The sequence below is a fragment of the Leptospira adleri genome, assembly GCF_002811985.1.
Classification (GTDB): Bacteria; Spirochaetota; Leptospiria; order Leptospirales; family Leptospiraceae; genus Leptospira; species Leptospira adleri.
Map to the genome: position 1 here is coordinate 83,993 of NZ_NPDU01000007.1, position 16,596 is coordinate 100,588.

Here is a 16,596-nt window from a genome sequence, read left to right on the forward strand (position 1 = left end):
TTTCAGAGAATTTATTTTTCGTCGAACGCTTTTTATTTTGTGATCGGTTTTGGAGAAAGAAAATCGAGGTCGGGATTGAATTGAAGTGCGCGATGGAAAGAAGGAGATGATATTGGTTCATCATTTCCTTCTTTTTTTATTCGCCGAAAAATTGAATTCTTACCATTCTCCCGTGTTCGGCATAGAAAGCCATGGTTCTTCCGGAGGAAGAGAATGTCCTTTCTGAAGGAGTTCTACCGAAATGAGATCCGGAGAACGAATGAATGCCATTCTTCCGTCGCGAGGAGGGCGGTTGATCGTGATTCCTCTTGCCGAAATCCTGGCACACGTTTCATAGATGTTATCTACTTCGAAGGCGAGATGTCCGAAGTTTCTCCCGCTCGTGTAAGGATCTTTTTGGCCCCAGTTGTAGGTCAGTTCGATTTCCGGCGCGTCCGGTTCTCCCGTGGATAAAAAGACGAGAGTGTATTTTCCTTCCGGATGTTCTTTTTTGCGAGAGACGACAAGTCCGAGAGTCATACAAAAAAAATCGAGAGCCTTTTCTAAATCCTGAACTCGAATCATTGTGTGAAGGTATTTCATAGTTTCTCCAGTTGCCAGAGTCGGATGTTGGGTAGATTCTACAATTCGTAAAAAAAGGAAATTTCTTTCCAAGGTTGATTCGGGTTTGGTTTTGAATTTTGCCTTTTCGGTCCGTGTCGGTCGTCGACTGACGGCCGACACGGAAATTTCGGTCTTCGATTTACTACTTTAGAAGAGGGTTGCCTGTAAATTTGGGGGAATTTCCGGTTTTTTTTAAAAAAAAGAATGCCTCCTTTTTGAGCTTAGAAAGTAGGAACTCCTATGTTTTTTTAGGGAATCGGGCGTTGTTTGAAGAAGGCTGGAGTTTTCTTATAGTAATTATGTCTCATATATTGAATTGAAATTTGAATCGGGCGGAATGCTCAGGTTGGATTTCTTTGGGCTTTAGATATTTGATGAGTACAAGTGACATAATTTTAGATTTTTTCGAGTGAAATTTGCTGATTTCTGAATCCGTTCGCTTGTTTTTACAAAGAGAATCCTACTTTTTGATCTTTCTTGTTGATTTAAAAGGCAAAAATAGTAAAAAATAAATGCTCAATGTGTGAGCAAAGTAGTTCGGTCGGGCAATTATTTGGATTTCTCTTAAAAAAAAACCTCTTATTATGATTCTGAATACAATTTCTTCAAGAGAGGCTACTCTTTGATGAAGAATTGTTTATAAAATCAATGTGAGTGCGCTCAAACACAACAATCGCATCTCCATTAAGCATCGTTGTATCCTCTGCGTTTATAACAATCAAACCTATCATGAAAACTGCAAATACTAAGCTCTTCGATTCGCATTTGTTTTCTTTGCGGCCAGTGTCTCGAATCAATGCTTAAATAAAATAGAATATTCGTAAAATTGAATATTGTCGCAGTGGTGTTTAACGATTTTTACCGCAAAAGAAGCTTAAAAATATTTTTTTGATTTATTTCTCAAAGAGACTTTGTCTAATTGGTAATGAAGATTCGTTCTTCAAAAAATAAAAACTCATTTGAGGTTTCAATCATGACAACAAACAAACTGATTTCTGTGGTTTCCCTTCTTGGCCTTTTGGCATCTACTTCCGCCTTTGCAGTTTCCGATGAAGTTGAAGATCAACTCCTGGAAAAAGCGATCGTAGAAAGCGCAGTGACTAAAGAACAGAAAACTGCGGTAGGAAACTATCTGAAAGCCGTTGCGCAACAAAAAGCGACAAGAGCTGAAGAACTTCGTGAACTCGCAAGAAGATCTACCGGCGGAAAATTTCTCGCAAGCAACGCTCAGTCTCAAAAGTATTTAAAACAAGCGCAAGCATTGGAAAGAGAAGCTCAAAGATATCAATCCGTTCTTGGAAGTCTTTAATCTTTAAAGCCTGTTTTCTTAGGCTGAATAAAAAAGGCGCCGCGGATGCGGCGCCTTTTTTATTGTACTTCGAAGGTTCTGCTTTTTATTGGAAATTTTATCGGTCCCAAATAATGAAAAAGACAAAGAGAATTTTAATTTCTAATGAGTCGGGTTCAATCGAAGTTCTTTTTAATTGGTTTTAGGTTTTATCGTCGCAGATTCCCTGTTGGGATTGGCAAAGCAGCTCAAAGAAAGTCCTTCGACAAGATAACAGATCGCTTCCGGTGAAATACATTTGTGCCCGTCGTCATACGTTTGTCCGTTAATGATCAGTTCTATCTTTTGACAGACCATTTTTTCTTTTACAGTTTGACTTGTTTCTTGGGCCCAAATTCCGGCCGAAGGAATGGAAAGGAGCAAAAGGGAAATGAATTTCTTGAATAGATTTTTGTGTGGATTCCGTTTCATAGCAGTTCTTCTTTTGTTGGGGTTGCAATTGGAATAGTCGTTCTCATTTGTTCTCTCTGTCAATCAAAGGTTTGAGACCATTCTTACCATATTTTTTGTTCCGAATTTGAAAGACGGTAAAAGTAAGAATGGGCGAAAGAAAGATCACGATCCAGAGTAGATTGATCGGATTCTTCCAAGAATTTTCGAGATCCGTCCAAGAAGGAAGGTAAATTAGGATCGATTCAGGAAAGAATCCAGCTCTTTTTTCCGGGGTCGGTTGCATTACGTGATACAAGGATGCAGTGTGATCGAACCAGTATTTTCCAATCCAGATCTGATACGAGACCGCAAGAATCAAAACAATCTGAGAGATGGTTTTCGAAAGACTCTTCAGGAGGATCCATCCTCCTAAGAAAGGAAAAAACCAGAGCGCTGCCGATCCCCATTGGAATCGTCCTGGCAGTGCGAGACATCCGTAAGAACACGGATGTCCGGCGTTCAGCGCCCACTGAATTCCTAAAGTAATTAAAAGCAGCATTGTGAACTTTCTTAGATTCGAATTTTGGAATAGATAAAACCAACCTATACAACCTGGAATCCAGATCAGAGGATTTTGGAAGAAAAGTCCTTGGTTGCGGTCCATAAAAAGTCCGAAACCCACCGTTATCCAATGTTCGATTCTGGAATCGAGCCTTGGCGGAGCATTCTTTGCTGCGAAAAAAGAACCTCGAATCGAGTCATACCAGAGTTCGTTCCAATAAAAAAGATTTAGAATCAGCAGGGTTCCGATTCCTAATGAGAGAAGTTTGGATTTGAGTTCCCATTCTTTTTTGAAAAGGAACCAGAGCCAAAGTGGAATCATCGCAGGCATATTCTTTACGTGGAGCCAAGCGAGAATTCCAAACCCGATTCCACATGCAAAAAGTAGAATATTTTGAAATTCCGTTTTTCTCTGATTCGTTTCCAAGTGCAGGAGAATTGTGAAAATGAAAACGAAGATGATCCCGGATGGGAGATCCGGAAATATTTGTCCGGCGGCCATCGGAAAGGGAAGGCTGATCGAATAGAGAAGGCTCAGCCAGGCGGATTCGCCTCGAGCTAAATGGAACATTCTTCCGATTCTATAGAATGCGAAGGGAAGTAGACCGGTCAATAATGCCAGAAGAATTCTCGCTCCGCCGATTCCCGACAAAGAATATCCGAACAAAACGAGCCAAGACGTTCCTATGGGGTGAACGCTGTATAAGTTTCCATTTTTTGGAATCGTATGATTCTCTACGTCGGTCGGCCCAAGAATCTTTTTCGTGATCGAGTCTTCTTCATAATTATTTTTGAGATTCACGTCTCTGTCTCGAAGAATACTCTCCGCGATGATGAGATAATGGGGTTCGTCCCCCGTGATCGGAAGTTTTTTCTTTTTTTCCCAGCTCAGTAAAGTTCCTACATAATAGAGTCCGGGAAGAACTAAGAGAAGAATCCAAACATACTTTCGCATCCTTTTAAGAATTTATGAAAATGTGGATTTGTCAATCAGGATGTTGAGGCAGGCCGTTTTCGAGTCAGGAAGAGGCCCGTTGTTTCGAGCGGGAGGAAATTTTTGATTCTGTAAAAAATTCGGGTGAAGGGTTTTGATTTTTTTTTTCGGATCGTTTTTTTGGGGTCATTTCGATCCGTTGAAAAACTTTTAGGAACTGTTTAGAGTAATGGAATCTATATTTTTAAGCTCTGACGAAAAGATCGAATCTCCGCTCGCTGAAAGGAAGGAAAAAGTCGTTACTCTTCTCATTCCTGAAAATTACTTCCATAGTCTTACTTTGGATGAACAAAGAAAACTTTCGAAAAAACTTCCGTATCTTTTGAGAAGATACGCCAAGTTGCTGACTTCGAGAAGTCGTTTGAATTCGAAGGCGGATTCTACTCTTTATCAGAATCCTGGGAAAATGAAAAAAATGAATTTTAGGGCAAATACCGGTCATTGGTCTTTGCTGGGCGCTTTGGCACAAGCGCACGGTGTTTCTCGGTGTTTTCTTTTTAATTTTCTTTTGTCCTTGGAAGAAGCCGAGGTTGGAGATTCTATTGTTGATATTTTAAATGCGGGAGTTCCTACCTTTCATGACGTTTACAGATATGTCTGGCAACTAGATCTTATCGAAAACACGATCACAAGATCCCTAGACTTCTTTCCCAATCCAATCAGCCCCTTTTTCGACATGAGTTTTCCATGGGCCGCCTCGCTGATTATCCGATAAAGTTTTCAAATTAAAATCTGAAATATAAAAAGCCCCTGATTTCTTTCGGGGAAGGGACTTTCACATCCGCACAACCCAACGCAAAGAAAACGAACTTTCCCGAGCATCGAACCGAAACAAGAATCAACGAAAATTTTGAGTTCCGATCTCGCGTTTTCTATTGACATTATCAAATAAGAATTCCGATTCAAATCGGATCCAGTTCTTAAGAATTTCAAATCTCTCCGTTCTCCTTCGACGGATAAGAATTTTCTCATTTCCTGTTTACAAGAAAGCGCGTCATTTTTAGTCTTGAGGACATTCTATGAATCCAAGTACGGTCCGTCTTAACTTTAAGCTGAATCTCATTCGTCATCTCCGAGACGGAAAGCGTATGACCCTGGAAGAATTATCGAGCGTGACCGGGGTCACCAATCAGAAAGATCTCAAAGAACAACTCGGCGAATTGTTTTTTTTAGGAGCAACTCCGCATGTCGCAGACTTAATTCAAGTCGATTACGATTCAGAAACCGATACGTTCGGATTGATTCTTCCTTTTCGTTTTGATTCCAGCTTAAGGTTAAGTATTCGCGAATGGCTTGCTCTTCGAAAAATCTTAGAGGAAACTTCCGAATCGAATATCGATTCTAATACGAGCTCAGTCGCCAAAAAAATTCTGCAAAAAATCATATCTATCCTCCCGATCACCGGACAAGACGCTCTGACTTCTTATAAGAATACGATTCAAGAAGCGATTCGAAACGGAAAAGCCCTGATCTTAGAATATCAATCCCGAAGCGATGAAAAGCCCATTCGAAGAAAGGTTGACCCCTGGTTTCTCTTCCATTCTCTCGAAGACTATCTCTTGGGATATTGCCATGAACGAAAAGCGCCTCGCAATTTTCGTTTGGATCATATTCTTTCCCTAACAATCGGCGGGGATCCGATTTCTCAACCCGCAGGACAAACCAAGTCGAAATATATCCAAGAATTTGAAGAGTTCCGAAAGAATCAGGAAAACGCTTCCGGAATCGCCGAAATCTGGCATACGAAGGAAGTATTTTACAACTTAAACCGAAAGCTCGGCCTTGAAAGAACCGCTCAAACGAAAACCATCAACGATGTCGTTTATCATTTATCCAAAGCAAAGATTCGGGAAGAGTCCTGGTTTTTAGAAACCATCCTTCCCTTCGGAAAAAGTGTGATCCTCAAAAGCCCTTCTTTCCTCGTAAAAAGAGCGATCGGCGAGATCGAGTCGATGCTGCGTTAGGAAGAATCGGTTTGCTTTCTCCTGCTAAGATCAATCTCGGTTTGGAAATTCCTTACAAACGTCCTGACGGATTTCACGAAATTCGGAGCGTCTTTTTAAGAATCTCCTGGGGCGACGATATCGAAATCGAACCGGCAAACAACGGCGTTTTCGAACTTATATCGAAAAATGAAATCATATTAGAAAAACGTAAACTTTATGATCAAGTCTCCGAACTGGGAGATTATAAAAAAAATATCCTCTACAAAACCTTTCAAAAAGCGAGGTCTCTTTTTCCGGAACTTCCCGGAGTGAAAATTCGCATCACAAAAAGAATTTCACCGGCGGGAGGACTCGGCGGAGGAAGCACGAACGCCGCTTCTCTTCTTACATTCTTCTTTTCTTGGCGTTCTTTTTTTACGACCGACGAAATGAGAACACTTGCCGCCGAAATCGGATCCGACGTGCCTTTCTTTTTAGAAGAAGGACACGCTTATGTTACGGGAAGAGGTGAGAATTCTCAACAAATTGAAGTAGCGCCCGGTCAAGGAATTCTTGCCTTAACTCCACAGGTGATGAATACGGCGGAAATGTACTCCTTATTGAAAAAACCTTTACAAGAGGGGCCCTCCCAGAAAAATGGGAATACGCTGTCGGAAAATCTAATTTCTGTTCTAAAAAACGGAGATTGGAGCGCTCTGCAGGGTAGGCTCTTGAATGATTTTGAGCCGGTTGCCTTCCAACTTCATCCGGAATTGGGAGTTCTTAAGGACAGATTCCTGGAATTTGGATCCAGTTATTGTTCTCTGACCGGTTCGGGTTCGAGTATGTACGGGCTGGTCCAGGGCCTTGAGATCCAGGAAGAACTGTTGCACAGGCTGAGACAGGAATTCCCAAATCTCACATTCGTACGATTCAATTTTTAGAAACTGGGCTGTCGCCAAGTGGTAAGGCAGCGGTTTTTGGTATCGCCATTTCCTAGGTTCGAATCCTAGCAGCCCAGCCAAATTGTATTACTGACATTTATTAACGATGAAACCTACTCAGGATAAGGTCGCTGTGGTATTAGCCGCAGGGAAGGGCACCCGTATGAAGACGGATCAGCCCAAGGTAGCGGTAGAGCTGAATGGCAAGCCGCTACTTCTACATGTACTCGACCACCTAAGAGCCTCAGGCGTAGAACGAATCGTCGTTGTCGTAGGCTACAAAAAAGAATTAGTTCAAAATCTTTGCGCCGGAATTCCCGGCATCACTTTCGCGGAACAGACGGAACAACTCGGAACCGCGCACGCGCTTCTTTGCGCAGAGTCCGAGCTCAAAGGCTTTCAAGGTTCCGTAATCGTCGCCTGCGGCGACGTTCCGATGATCACTGCGGAAACGTTTGGAAACATAGTTAAAGAGCATAAAGAAAACGAATTCTCCGCAACGATTCTTTCCGCTGTCGTCGAAAAGCCGACGGGTTACGGAAGAATTATCCGCAATTCTTCCGGAGACGTTACGGCTATTGTGGAAGAAAAAGATTCCAACGCGGAAGAAAAACTCATCAACGAAATCAATACGGGAACTTACGTTTTTGACGGAGACGGTCTTTTTGATTCTCTCAGACAGATCGGAAATTCCAACGCTCAGGGAGAATACTATCTTCCCGATCTCGTGAAATTATATAGAAATTCAGGAAAGAAACTCGGTGCGATGAAGTTAAAGAATCATCTTGAAAGTCATGGGGTGAATTCTCCCGAAGACCTGCAGATGCTTTCCGCCATGATCAAAGGGGAGGCCGTCCATCCATGAATGGAGATATCGCCGTATTTGCGGGAAGTTCTAATAAACAAATCGCCGAAGAAATCTGCACGCATCTAAAGATTCAACCGGGGAAGATCAATCTCAAGAAATTCTCGGATGGAGAAATTTCCGTAAAGATCGAAGACAACGTACGAGGAAGAGAAGTTTTCGTAGTTCAATCCACGTCTGCACCGGCTAACGATCATTTGATGGAACTGATTCTTATCATGGACGCTCTTCGCAGGGCTTCCGTTTCCAGCATCAGCGTCGTGATTCCCTATTATGGATACGGCCGTCAGGATCGCAAAGTGGAACCTCGAGTTCCGATTTCAGCGAGGGTCGTCGCTGATCTTCTCGAAGTTGTCGGACCGAATCGGATTCTTACCATGGATCTTCACGCGGATCAGATTCAGGGATTTTTTAGAGTTCCCGTGGACAATCTTCATTTTGCTCCTGTTTTGGCGGAATACGTCAATACAAAGAAAATCGAAGATTTGGTCATCGTATCTCCGGACTCGGGCGGAGCGGAACGCGCTCGCGCTTTTGGTAAGAAGGTAAACGGTTCCCTCGCAATCATCGACAAGAGAAGACCGAAAGCAAACGAATCCGAAGTGATGAACGTAATCGGCGAAATCGAAGGCAAGAATTGTATTCTTCTGGACGACATGATCGACACCGCCGGAACGATCTGCAAGGCCGCGGAAGCCCTTCTCAAACACGGAGCGAAGTCGGTTTATTGCGCGGCAACTCACGGAGTTCTTTCCGGAGAAGCGGTCAATCGGATCAACGCAACGAATTTCACCGAAGTCGTTCTCGCGAATACGATCGCGATTCCCGAATCCAAAAAGATCAACAAATTGAAATCATTGTCCGTAGCTCCTTTGCTCGCAAACGCGATTCAAAGGATTCACACAAATCAGTCAGTCAGCACTTTATTCGATTAAGGTTAGGTAAGAAGAATGAGCCAGAACACTATTCACAAGATCGCAGTCAAAAAAAGAACGGAAACCGGTAAGAACGAAAACAATCGTCTTCGTGCGTCGGGACTTGTTCCCATCAATATTATCGGCGCTGGAACCGCGACTTCCGGCGCAGTAAACGAGAAAGAACTTGAAAAGATGGTTCACTCCGGAATCCGTCAGTCCACTCTGATCGAGTTGGACGTGGAAGGACAAGGAACTCACAAAGTATTCGTAAAAGAAATCCAAAGATTTCCCGAGATCGATAAAATTCGTCACGTCGACTTTTACAAAGTTGTTCCCGGTCAAAAGATCGTTACGAAAATCGGTATCGAAACTACCGGTGTCGCGAAAGGTTCCAAGACCGGCGGACAGTTCGAACATATCATCCATGAACTTCGCGTAAAAACGATTCCTGAAGATCTTTTGGAAAACCTCACCATCGACGTAACGGATCTCGATGTGGGCGATGCGATTAAGATCAGCCAACTCAAAGTTCCGGCAAGCTGGGAAATTTTGATCAACGGAGATCCGATCGTTACTTCCGTTAACAAAACCAAAGCTCTTCTTGCTGCGGAAAGAGCGGAAGCTCAAGGCGCGAAGGACGACGCTAAAGGCAAGAAAGGCAAAAAATAATACGGAACTGATTCGGGTCTAACCTGAAAGAGACAGATAGGTATTCATGAAGCTGATCGTCGGACTCGGGAATCCAGGAGACAGATACAACAATAACCGCTCAAACATCGGTTTCAAAATTTTGGATGTTATCGCGAATAACATCAATGTTGAAATCAAGACCAAAAAGAAGAAATCTCTGATTGGTCGCGGTGATTTTGAGGGGGAAGAAGTTGTACTCTTAAAGCCGCAGACTTTCAGCGATCTTTCGGGAGAATCCGTTCTCTACATCGCATCCTTTCTAAAAATACAAGTCGGAGAAATTCTTGTCATTCAAGAAGACTGGAGTCTCCCTCTTGGAAGAATCGTAGTCGATAAAGGAACTCAAGAAACGGATCACCCCGGAGTTAAGTCCATCATCCAATCTCTTCGTTCTCCTAATTTCATCCGAATTCGAATCGGAATTTGGAACGACGGATTCGATCTCAAAGTAAGAGATTCCTTTTTAAAGGAAGATTTCGAACCGATGGAAAACTTGAGTTTGATTCAGATCATCAACGACGCGGAAGCGGCGATTCGTTCGATTTCTCTCGGAGATATCGACGACGTGATCGAAAAATATCATCTTTGATCTCAGAATCTGTCCTCAGAACAGAATGTTGCCGTTTGATTTTTTCGGTAATGGAATTCGAATTTTTTAAGACGTTGTAAAAAATTTCCCGCGAATTTCATTCCCAGCGTTTTCCTTTTGGCGGTTTCTCTCAATTCTTCCTTGCCTTTTTGAAGAAACGTGAAATCCTAACGGAAGGAACCTCTTGCCTGTTTAATGTATCTCACAGGCGTCTAAGTTACAGGAGAACTCCATGAACAAGAACGTAAAAAATGTATTCTTTGTCCTAATCATTATGATGGTCGTTTTGATCATCGCTTATAATTATGAGAACAACGCCGGCGCCACCAAGGATATCTCCTATTCCGACTTTTTGAATATGTTGGAACCGGTGGAGGGGAAAAAACCCCTCGGCAAACTCTATAAGGGAACCGTTGATAAATACAATAAGATCCAAATCGAAAAAGACGTAATCGAAGGATTTTACATTCCCGCCGAATATTCCGAATCGAAGACCGCAAAGCCGGTGAAATTCAGAACGACAGTCGCTCCGCTCGACAAGGACTTGATCGCTTCTTTAAGAAGAGCGAATGTTTCTTTTGACGCTCGTTCTGCGGAAGAAGGAAAGTTCTGGAGCGTCATCGGAAGCAACATTCTTCTCATCGTTATACTGATCGGTCTTTTCTGGTTCATCATGATGAGACAGATTCAATCCACCGGAAACAAAGCGTTCTCCTTTGGAAAATCCAAAGCGAAGATGACCGTGGATCCGAAAGTAAAAATCACTTTTGAAGACGTCGCGGGCTGCGAAGAGGCAAAAGAAGAATTAGTAGAAATCATAGAATTCTTAAAAGATCCGAAAAAATTTCACGCGATCGGCGCGAGAATTCCCACCGGCGTTCTGTTAGTCGGTCCTCCGGGAACCGGTAAAACCTTGCTCGCAAGAGCGGTCGCCGGCGAAGCCGGAGTTCCATTCTTCTCCATCTCCGGATCGGACTTCGTGGAAATGTTCGTCGGGGTGGGAGCTTCCCGCGTTAGAGATTTGTTCGATCAGGGAAAGAAGAATTCTCCATGTATCATCTTCATCGACGAGATCGACGCGGTCGGTCGTCTGAGAGGAGCCGGTCTCGGCGGTGGTCACGATGAAAGAGAACAAACTCTCAATCAGATGCTCGTAGAAATGGACGGTTTTGAAAAGAACGAAGGAGTGATCGTAATGGCGGCCACAAACCGCGCCGACGTTCTCGATCCTGCTCTTCTTCGTCCGGGTCGTTTTGACCGTCAGGTGATGGTGGATCTTCCGGATATCAAAGGACGAGAAGAAATTCTCAAAGTGCATTCCCGCAAAGTTCCGATGACCAGCGATATTTCTCTGCATTCGATCGCGAGAGGAACCCCCGGTTTTACGGGAGCGGATCTTGCCAATTTAATCAACGAAGGCGCGTTACTCGCCGCTCGTAAGAATAAAAAGCGAGTCACTCAAGAAGAACTCGAAGAAGCCCGCGACAAAGTGATGATGGGCCCGGAAAGAAAATCATTCTTCATTTCCGAAAAGGAAAAAGAAGTAATCGCTTATCACGAAGCGGGTCACGCGATTTTGGGAACTCTTCTTCCTTATACGGAACCGGTTCACAAGGTTACGATCATTCCAAGAGGACGCGCGCTCGGACTTACACAATCGCTTCCGAAGGAAGACAAACACATTCTTCCTAAAACTTATTGGCTCGATCAAATCGTAGTGGCGATGGGCGGATTTATCGCGGAAGAATTTAAGTTCGGAGTTACTTCCACCGGTTCCAGCAACGACATTCAACAAGCGTCGAATATCGCCCGCAAAATGGTCTGCGAATGGGGAATGTCCGAAAAACTCGGAACCGTAAATTACAGCGGCGATCAAGCGAACGTTTTTATCGGAAGAGACATGGGTCACAGTAGCAAATATTATTCAGAAGAATTTGCGGCTATGATCGATAAGGAAGTTCGTGAAATCATTCAAACCTGCCTCAACAAAGGACGAGATCTGGTTCGTAAAAACGCTTCCAAGTTCGAAGGACTGGCGAAAGCCCTTCTTGCAAAAGAAACGATTTCTCACGAGGAACTGATGGTGATCGTTCATCCTGCGAGCGAAGAAGGCACAAAAAAAAAGCCGGAAAAAACGGTTAAATCGAAAAAACAAAACGGAATCAAGACAAACCCTGCGTACAACGCCGGAATGGAATGAATCACTGGTTATTTAAAACAGAACCCGACGTTTTTTCGATCGATGACCTGTACAATTCTCCTTCCCATATCGCTCCTTGGGAAGGGGTAAGAAATTATCAGGCGCGCAATTTCTTGCGTGACAGTATTAAAAAAGGGGATCTCATTCTCTTTTACCATAGCCGGGCCAACCCCCTTTCCATTGTTGGGATTGCCGAAGTTGTAAAACAAGGTTATCCGGATCATTTCGCTTTTGATCCTTCTCACAAATATTTCGATCCGAAAAGTAAAGCTGAGAATCCGACATGGTACATGGTAGATGTAAAATTTAAAAAAAGATTCCCTGAACCTGTCACGATGGAAGAAATGAAAAAGCACAAACAACTTAAAAACATGGTGCTTCTACAGAAAGGCTCCCGCCTTTCTATTCAGCCCGTTTCTCCCGCGGAGTTTCAGTTCATTCTGGGACTTGCGGGTGTGAAACTTTGAAACTGAAAGTTCAAGCGCTCCTCTTCCTATTTTTATTCGAATCCGCACCGTTATCCGCGGATCCGATTTTAATAGCGCAAAATCAGAATTCATCGCAACAATCCGCATTCTCCCTTTCCGAAAATATGAAAGGAGAATTTTTAGGAAAGACGCTTCAAGTATTAGAAGATCCTAATGGAAAAATTAGAATTGAAGACTTTTCCAATCCTAATTTTCATCCGGATTGGAAGGAGTTCGGAAAAGACAGTCTATCAAAAGGATATACTCAGTCCACGTTCTGGATCCGCTCCAAAATTCATTTCGAAAAAATCGGTCACGGGTTTCAACCTTGGTTTTTGGAATTGGCGAACCCGGCCTCCGAAGAATTCGTTCTTTATAAAAAACTTTCACAGTTTCCGATCCGTTATCGCGAGATCAAACAGGATCAGAGCATAGAATACTTTCATCCGGTGTTTCGTTTGGTCACTCAATACGGAAACACGGAAGAATATTTGATCAAGGTTTCCACGAGAAGATCTTTGATCCTCAATTTAAAGGCTTGGACCGCGAACGAGTTTATCACGAACGTTCAAATTCAGAATATTCTATTCGGATTATTTTTCGGAGCATTGCTCGTGATGCTCGTCTACAACGGCTTTGTTCTTTCCACGGTAAAAGAGGCAGGTTATCTTTTTTACGTCCTTTATCTTTTGTTTTTCGGTTTGTGGCAATTGTCCGTGACTGGAGTCGGCAATCGTTATCTCTACGTGTCCGCCTTAAAAACCTGGAACGATCTTCTGGTTCCTTTCGCATATCTTGCGATCGTCTTTTCGATCCAGTTTACGAGATCCTTTCTTCATACCGGAAGAACGATGAAGATTACGGATATCATCTTGATCTTATTTATGATTCCGGGGATTGCGGGAATTCTTCTTTCCTTTTTCCCCATGTTTTACTTTTGGAATATGCAGGCTCTGACCTTGTTTCCGATTTTCACTTCCGTCATCGTGATCTATGCGGGAATCGACCGTTATCGTCAAGGATATCGACCCGCCAGATTTTTCCTTCTTGCCTGGTCGGTTTTGGTGGTTTTCATTTTGATCACGGTCCTTCGAAACTTATCCGTATTACCGAGTAATTTATTCACCAACTGGGGTTCTTTGATCGGCTCGCTTTTGGAGATGACTCTTCTTTCATTCGCTCTCGCGGACCGTTTCAAATCCCTCCAAGCCGAAAGTCTTCAAACGAGCATCGATGCGTATGAGAATCAGATTAAACTTTCCGAAATCGAACAAGAACTGAAAATCGCGAGAGAACTTCAGGAATCGATTCTTCCGGATAAACTTCCAAAGGTGGAAGGAATCGAACTTGCAGTTAGAATGGAATGTGCGAGTTCCGTCGGCGGAGACTTTTACGATTTTCACGACTACGGCGACGGTCGACTCGGCGTTTTTATCAGCGACGTTTCCGGTCATGGAATTCCCGCTGCAATCATCGCTTCCATGGTGAAACTCGCCTTTTCGATCGAGGTCAGGAAAGCCGCTGAACCGGCTGAACTTTTAAAGAACGTTAACCGCGCTTTGATGGGCAAATACGGAAAACATTTTATTACGGCCGCTTATCTGATCATCGATATTCACAAAGGAATCGTAACGTATTCGAACGCGGGACATCCTCCGATCGCGATCCTCAATCATTCCAAGGGTGAGTTTAGGGAGATTTTTCTTCCGGGTTGGATTATGGGAATCGACGGAAATTTGAAAAACGGTCAACTCATCATTCCGATCAAAAAAGAGGACCGTATCATTATGTTTACCGACGGAGTTACGGAAGCGCGCAATCAATACGGACAAATGTTCGGTTATCAGAAATTCTACGATTTCCTAAAAACGAATTCCGGTATGCAAGGGAAGAATCTGAATCAATTGGTGTTCGATACGGTGAAGTCCTGGTCCGGGCGAGGAGATCAGTTCGAAGATGATATCACTCTGATGATTTTGGATTTGAACGGAAAGTTCGAAAAGGAAGAAGACGCGGCCGCTCCCCTCTATCGGGAGATTTCCAGAACAGGCTCCTGATCCGTTAACGGAATTTCCGGCGCCGAATTTATATAAGAATTCGTTCCGGAAATTTTTTCGAAAGTAGGATCGATTACTTTTTGAGTTCTTTCAGATAGTTGATCAGCTCGGGAGATACTTGAATCGGTCTTTTACGATAGGTTTTCTTGTATTCCTTCTTAAATTCTTTGTGACAAGATTTGCAGGACTGTTCGTAGTCTTTTGTCTTGAGCGCTTCCTGAGAAATTTCCGTCCACTTTGCTTTTTGTTCCTCCAAAGCGAAGTTCGGGATTTCGGTTAAAATTTTCTCGATATATTCCGGTTTTCCTTTTTTAGCGGCTTTTACCGCGAGTTTCGGATAGTCCTCCATAAAATCGTGAACCGTGGTTTCGATTTTGCGTTCCGGTTGCGCGTTCAGAGAAAATGTAATAAGCGCGACTAACGCAAGTGCGGGCAGGGAAAAAAGCGCGATTTTTTGTTTCATTATAGAATCCTTAAGTATTGTCCTACGTCGCGGATCTTTTCGTTTAAGACACCGTGCAGAGGTAGGACAGATTTTTGAGTTTCAGGTTCCCCCTTTTTCGAAATTCTGTCAATCCTAGTAGCGAAAGGCGGACTCGATTCTTTTTTGCATCGTTTGGCGGACATTCCAGAACGAGATTCATTGAAAAAGCGGCCGTCCTTTGATTCCATTTGTTGTTGTCTGAAATCATTGCTTCGGGGGAATCTTATCTGAAGTTGAGAAATTTCGGACGCGCTTTTCTCCGCATTTTCCGAAATTTCTTCGAACCGAAAAAAGCTCAGGAGCCGCCTATGTTCACTTCATTCCTTTGGAGTAAGAAAAAATGAAAGAATAAGGAATATATCAATGAAATTTATCCCCATAAAATCCGATTCGAGCGAACTGCTCACATTCGAAAAGAATCCCATCGTTCAAGACGTCGTGACTAACGTATTACAAATGTACAATGTAACCAATCATTTGCCTATTGAGCCTTGGATCGGTTATCTTTATGTACGAGGAAACGAAGCGCTCGGTACCTGCGCCTTCAAATCACCTCCGCAAAACGGTCAAGTGGAGATAGCCTATTTTGTCTTTCCGGAATACGAAGGAAAAGGGTTAGGAACTTTTTTTGCGGCCTTTTTGGTTGCACAAGCGCGCTTAACGTCTCCCCGAGTTATCGTTACGGCCCAAACTCTGCCGGAAAACAACGCCTCTACGCGAATACTGGAACGTTTGAATTTCGAAAATATCGGCGAGATTATTCACCCTGAAGACGGCAAGGTCTGGCAGTGGCAACGGAGATGATCCGTTTCCGATTCTGACTTCGGTTTCTCGCTTCGATCTCGACTCACGGTCCCTGCGGCAGAGATCGAAGCGGGGTCAAGAAATTGATACATTCGTAAAATATGATATTTAAAAGATGGATTCAATTTCTTGACCGGAGCCGAGAGCTCGGTCCTGCAATTCGTCCAGCGCGCCTTTGGCTCTTCCGTCGCGCTTTGCAGGAGCCGCCCGAAAATCGTTAGGCTCGAGTCTTTAGTCTAAGATTCGATTCCATTCCCTATCGTAATATCTTACGAGGGCTTGGTTGTCCAGTCGATTGATTTCGACGGGGACCTTTGACATATCCGACGGAAAGATCTGAATCGATTTGAGTTCTTCCGAGTTTAAGAACCGAAGAGGTTCCGGAAATTCTTCCCGCAATCGGATCGGCCTTTGTCCCGCGAGAACGAAACCCCATTCTCCAAAAGAAGGAACATAGACGTGGAGGGGAAGCGTCCGAAATCCCAAGGACTCGATCGTTTTTTCGATACACCAATAAGAGGATCGCGCGAACAAAGGCGACGTCGATTGGATTTCCAATACGGACGTTGCGTTCATTCTCCTTTTGAGTACGTGAAAGAATGCGGTCGTATAAAGTTTTCCAAGAGAGAAATTGCTCGGATCCGGAAAGTCTATGATGACGACGTCGAAGGTTTGATCCGATTCCTCCAACCAGACGAACGCGTCCGTATTGATCACGGTTACTTTAGGATTTCTTAAACTTCCTTCGTTGAGTTCTTTTAATACGTTGTGATCCG

At 43.5% G+C, this 16,596-nt stretch carries 17 protein-coding genes and 1 tRNA gene; 13 read left to right on the plus strand and 5 right to left on the minus strand.

Translation table 11 applies throughout. The features are described 5' to 3' along the window. Positions 1-159: 159 nt before the first annotated feature. Positions 160-582: a VOC family protein gene (locus tag CH376_RS04240; protein WP_100786837.1), complete on the minus strand. Its 423-nt coding sequence runs from the start codon at positions 580-582 to the stop codon at positions 160-162. Positions 583-1,576: 994 nt separating this feature from the next. Between CH376_RS04240 and CH376_RS04245 the strand changes: the two genes are divergently transcribed. Next, the gene (locus tag CH376_RS04245; protein ID WP_100786836.1) at positions 1,577-1,912 is read left to right on the plus strand and encodes an LIC10421/LIC12816 family protein; all 336 of its coding nucleotides are present in this window, start codon (positions 1,577-1,579) and stop codon (positions 1,910-1,912) included. A 171-nt stretch (positions 1,913-2,083) separates the two neighbouring features. Here the strand turns inward: CH376_RS04245 and CH376_RS04250 are convergent, their stop codons facing one another. Next, positions 2,084-2,362 (minus strand): hypothetical protein, encoded by a 279-nt coding sequence (locus CH376_RS04250; protein ID WP_100786761.1) that lies wholly within the window; start codon positions 2,360-2,362, stop codon positions 2,084-2,086. Positions 2,363-2,405: 43 nt separating this feature from the next. Next, positions 2,406-3,839: a hypothetical protein gene (locus CH376_RS04255; RefSeq protein WP_100786760.1), complete on the minus strand. Its 1,434-nt coding sequence runs from the start codon at positions 3,837-3,839 to the stop codon at positions 2,406-2,408. A gap of 208 nt (positions 3,840-4,047) precedes the next feature. On the opposite strand from CH376_RS04255, the gene CH376_RS04260 reads away from it, so the two are divergent. The 11 genes from CH376_RS04260 to CH376_RS04315 all read left to right on the plus strand — a co-directional run bounded on the left by CH376_RS04260 (position 4,048) and on the right by CH376_RS04315 (position 14,532). Next, positions 4,048-4,593 (plus strand): DUF1564 domain-containing protein, encoded by a 546-nt coding sequence (locus CH376_RS04260; RefSeq protein ID WP_100786759.1) that lies wholly within the window; start codon positions 4,048-4,050, stop codon positions 4,591-4,593. Positions 4,594-4,897: 304 nt separating this feature from the next. Beyond that, entirely contained in the window at positions 4,898-5,842 is a 945-nt protein-coding gene (locus tag CH376_RS04270) for a helix-turn-helix transcriptional regulator (RefSeq protein ID WP_100786757.1), read from the plus strand. 11 nt (positions 5,843-5,853) lie between these two features. After that, positions 5,854-6,747 carry a 4-(cytidine 5'-diphospho)-2-C-methyl-D-erythritol kinase gene (locus CH376_RS04275; RefSeq protein ID WP_100786756.1) on the plus strand — a complete coding sequence of 298 codons (894 nt, stop codon included), beginning with the start codon at positions 5,854-5,856 and terminating at the stop codon, positions 6,745-6,747. A 4-nt stretch (positions 6,748-6,751) separates the two neighbouring features. Beyond that, positions 6,752-6,827: transfer RNA gene (locus CH376_RS04280), tRNA-Gln, on the plus strand. Between the two features lie 26 nt (positions 6,828-6,853). Further along, positions 6,854-7,612 (plus strand): sugar phosphate nucleotidyltransferase, encoded by a 759-nt coding sequence (locus tag CH376_RS04285; RefSeq protein WP_100786755.1) that lies wholly within the window; start codon positions 6,854-6,856, stop codon positions 7,610-7,612. After that, complete coding sequence (locus CH376_RS04290) at positions 7,609-8,547, plus strand: ribose-phosphate diphosphokinase (protein ID WP_100786754.1); 939 nt, start codon at positions 7,609-7,611, stop codon at positions 8,545-8,547. Before CH376_RS04285 ends, CH376_RS04290 begins: the two co-directional genes overlap by 4 nt. Before the next feature lie 15 nt (positions 8,548-8,562). Next, positions 8,563-9,198: a 50S ribosomal protein L25/general stress protein Ctc gene (locus CH376_RS04295; RefSeq protein ID WP_100786753.1), complete on the plus strand. Its 636-nt coding sequence runs from the start codon at positions 8,563-8,565 to the stop codon at positions 9,196-9,198. Positions 9,199-9,244: 46 nt separating this feature from the next. Continuing rightward, positions 9,245-9,808 (plus strand): aminoacyl-tRNA hydrolase, encoded by a 564-nt coding sequence (pth, locus tag CH376_RS04300; protein WP_100786752.1) that lies wholly within the window; start codon positions 9,245-9,247, stop codon positions 9,806-9,808. A gap of 232 nt (positions 9,809-10,040) precedes the next feature. After that, a complete protein-coding gene (gene ftsH / locus CH376_RS04305) occupies positions 10,041-12,008 on the plus strand; it encodes an ATP-dependent zinc metalloprotease FtsH (protein WP_100786751.1) in 1,968 nt (655 codons plus the stop codon). Further along, entirely contained in the window at positions 12,005-12,475 is a 471-nt protein-coding gene (locus tag CH376_RS04310) for an EVE domain-containing protein (protein WP_100786750.1), read from the plus strand. Before ftsH ends, CH376_RS04310 begins: the two co-directional genes overlap by 4 nt. Further along, positions 12,472-14,532 carry a 7TM diverse intracellular signaling domain-containing protein gene (locus CH376_RS04315; protein WP_243394779.1) on the plus strand — a complete coding sequence of 687 codons (2,061 nt, stop codon included), beginning with the start codon at positions 12,472-12,474 and terminating at the stop codon, positions 14,530-14,532. The genes CH376_RS04310 and CH376_RS04315 overlap by 4 nt, the downstream gene beginning before the upstream one ends. A 73-nt stretch (positions 14,533-14,605) precedes the next feature. Here CH376_RS04315 and CH376_RS04320 read toward each other — a convergent pair whose 3' ends face one another. Next, positions 14,606-14,995 (minus strand): hypothetical protein, encoded by a 390-nt coding sequence (locus CH376_RS04320; RefSeq protein WP_100786749.1) that lies wholly within the window; start codon positions 14,993-14,995, stop codon positions 14,606-14,608. A 384-nt stretch (positions 14,996-15,379) separates the two neighbouring features. Between CH376_RS04320 and CH376_RS04330 the strand changes: the two genes are divergently transcribed. Next, on the plus strand, positions 15,380-15,820 hold the full coding sequence (locus tag CH376_RS04330; RefSeq protein ID WP_100786747.1) for a GNAT family N-acetyltransferase: 441 nt from the start codon (positions 15,380-15,382) through the stop codon (positions 15,818-15,820). Between the two features lie 231 nt (positions 15,821-16,051). Here CH376_RS04330 and CH376_RS04335 read toward each other — a convergent pair. Then, the coding region (locus CH376_RS04335) for a spermine/spermidine synthase domain-containing protein (protein ID WP_476737516.1) at positions 16,052-16,596 on the minus strand (545 nt) is incomplete at its 5' end.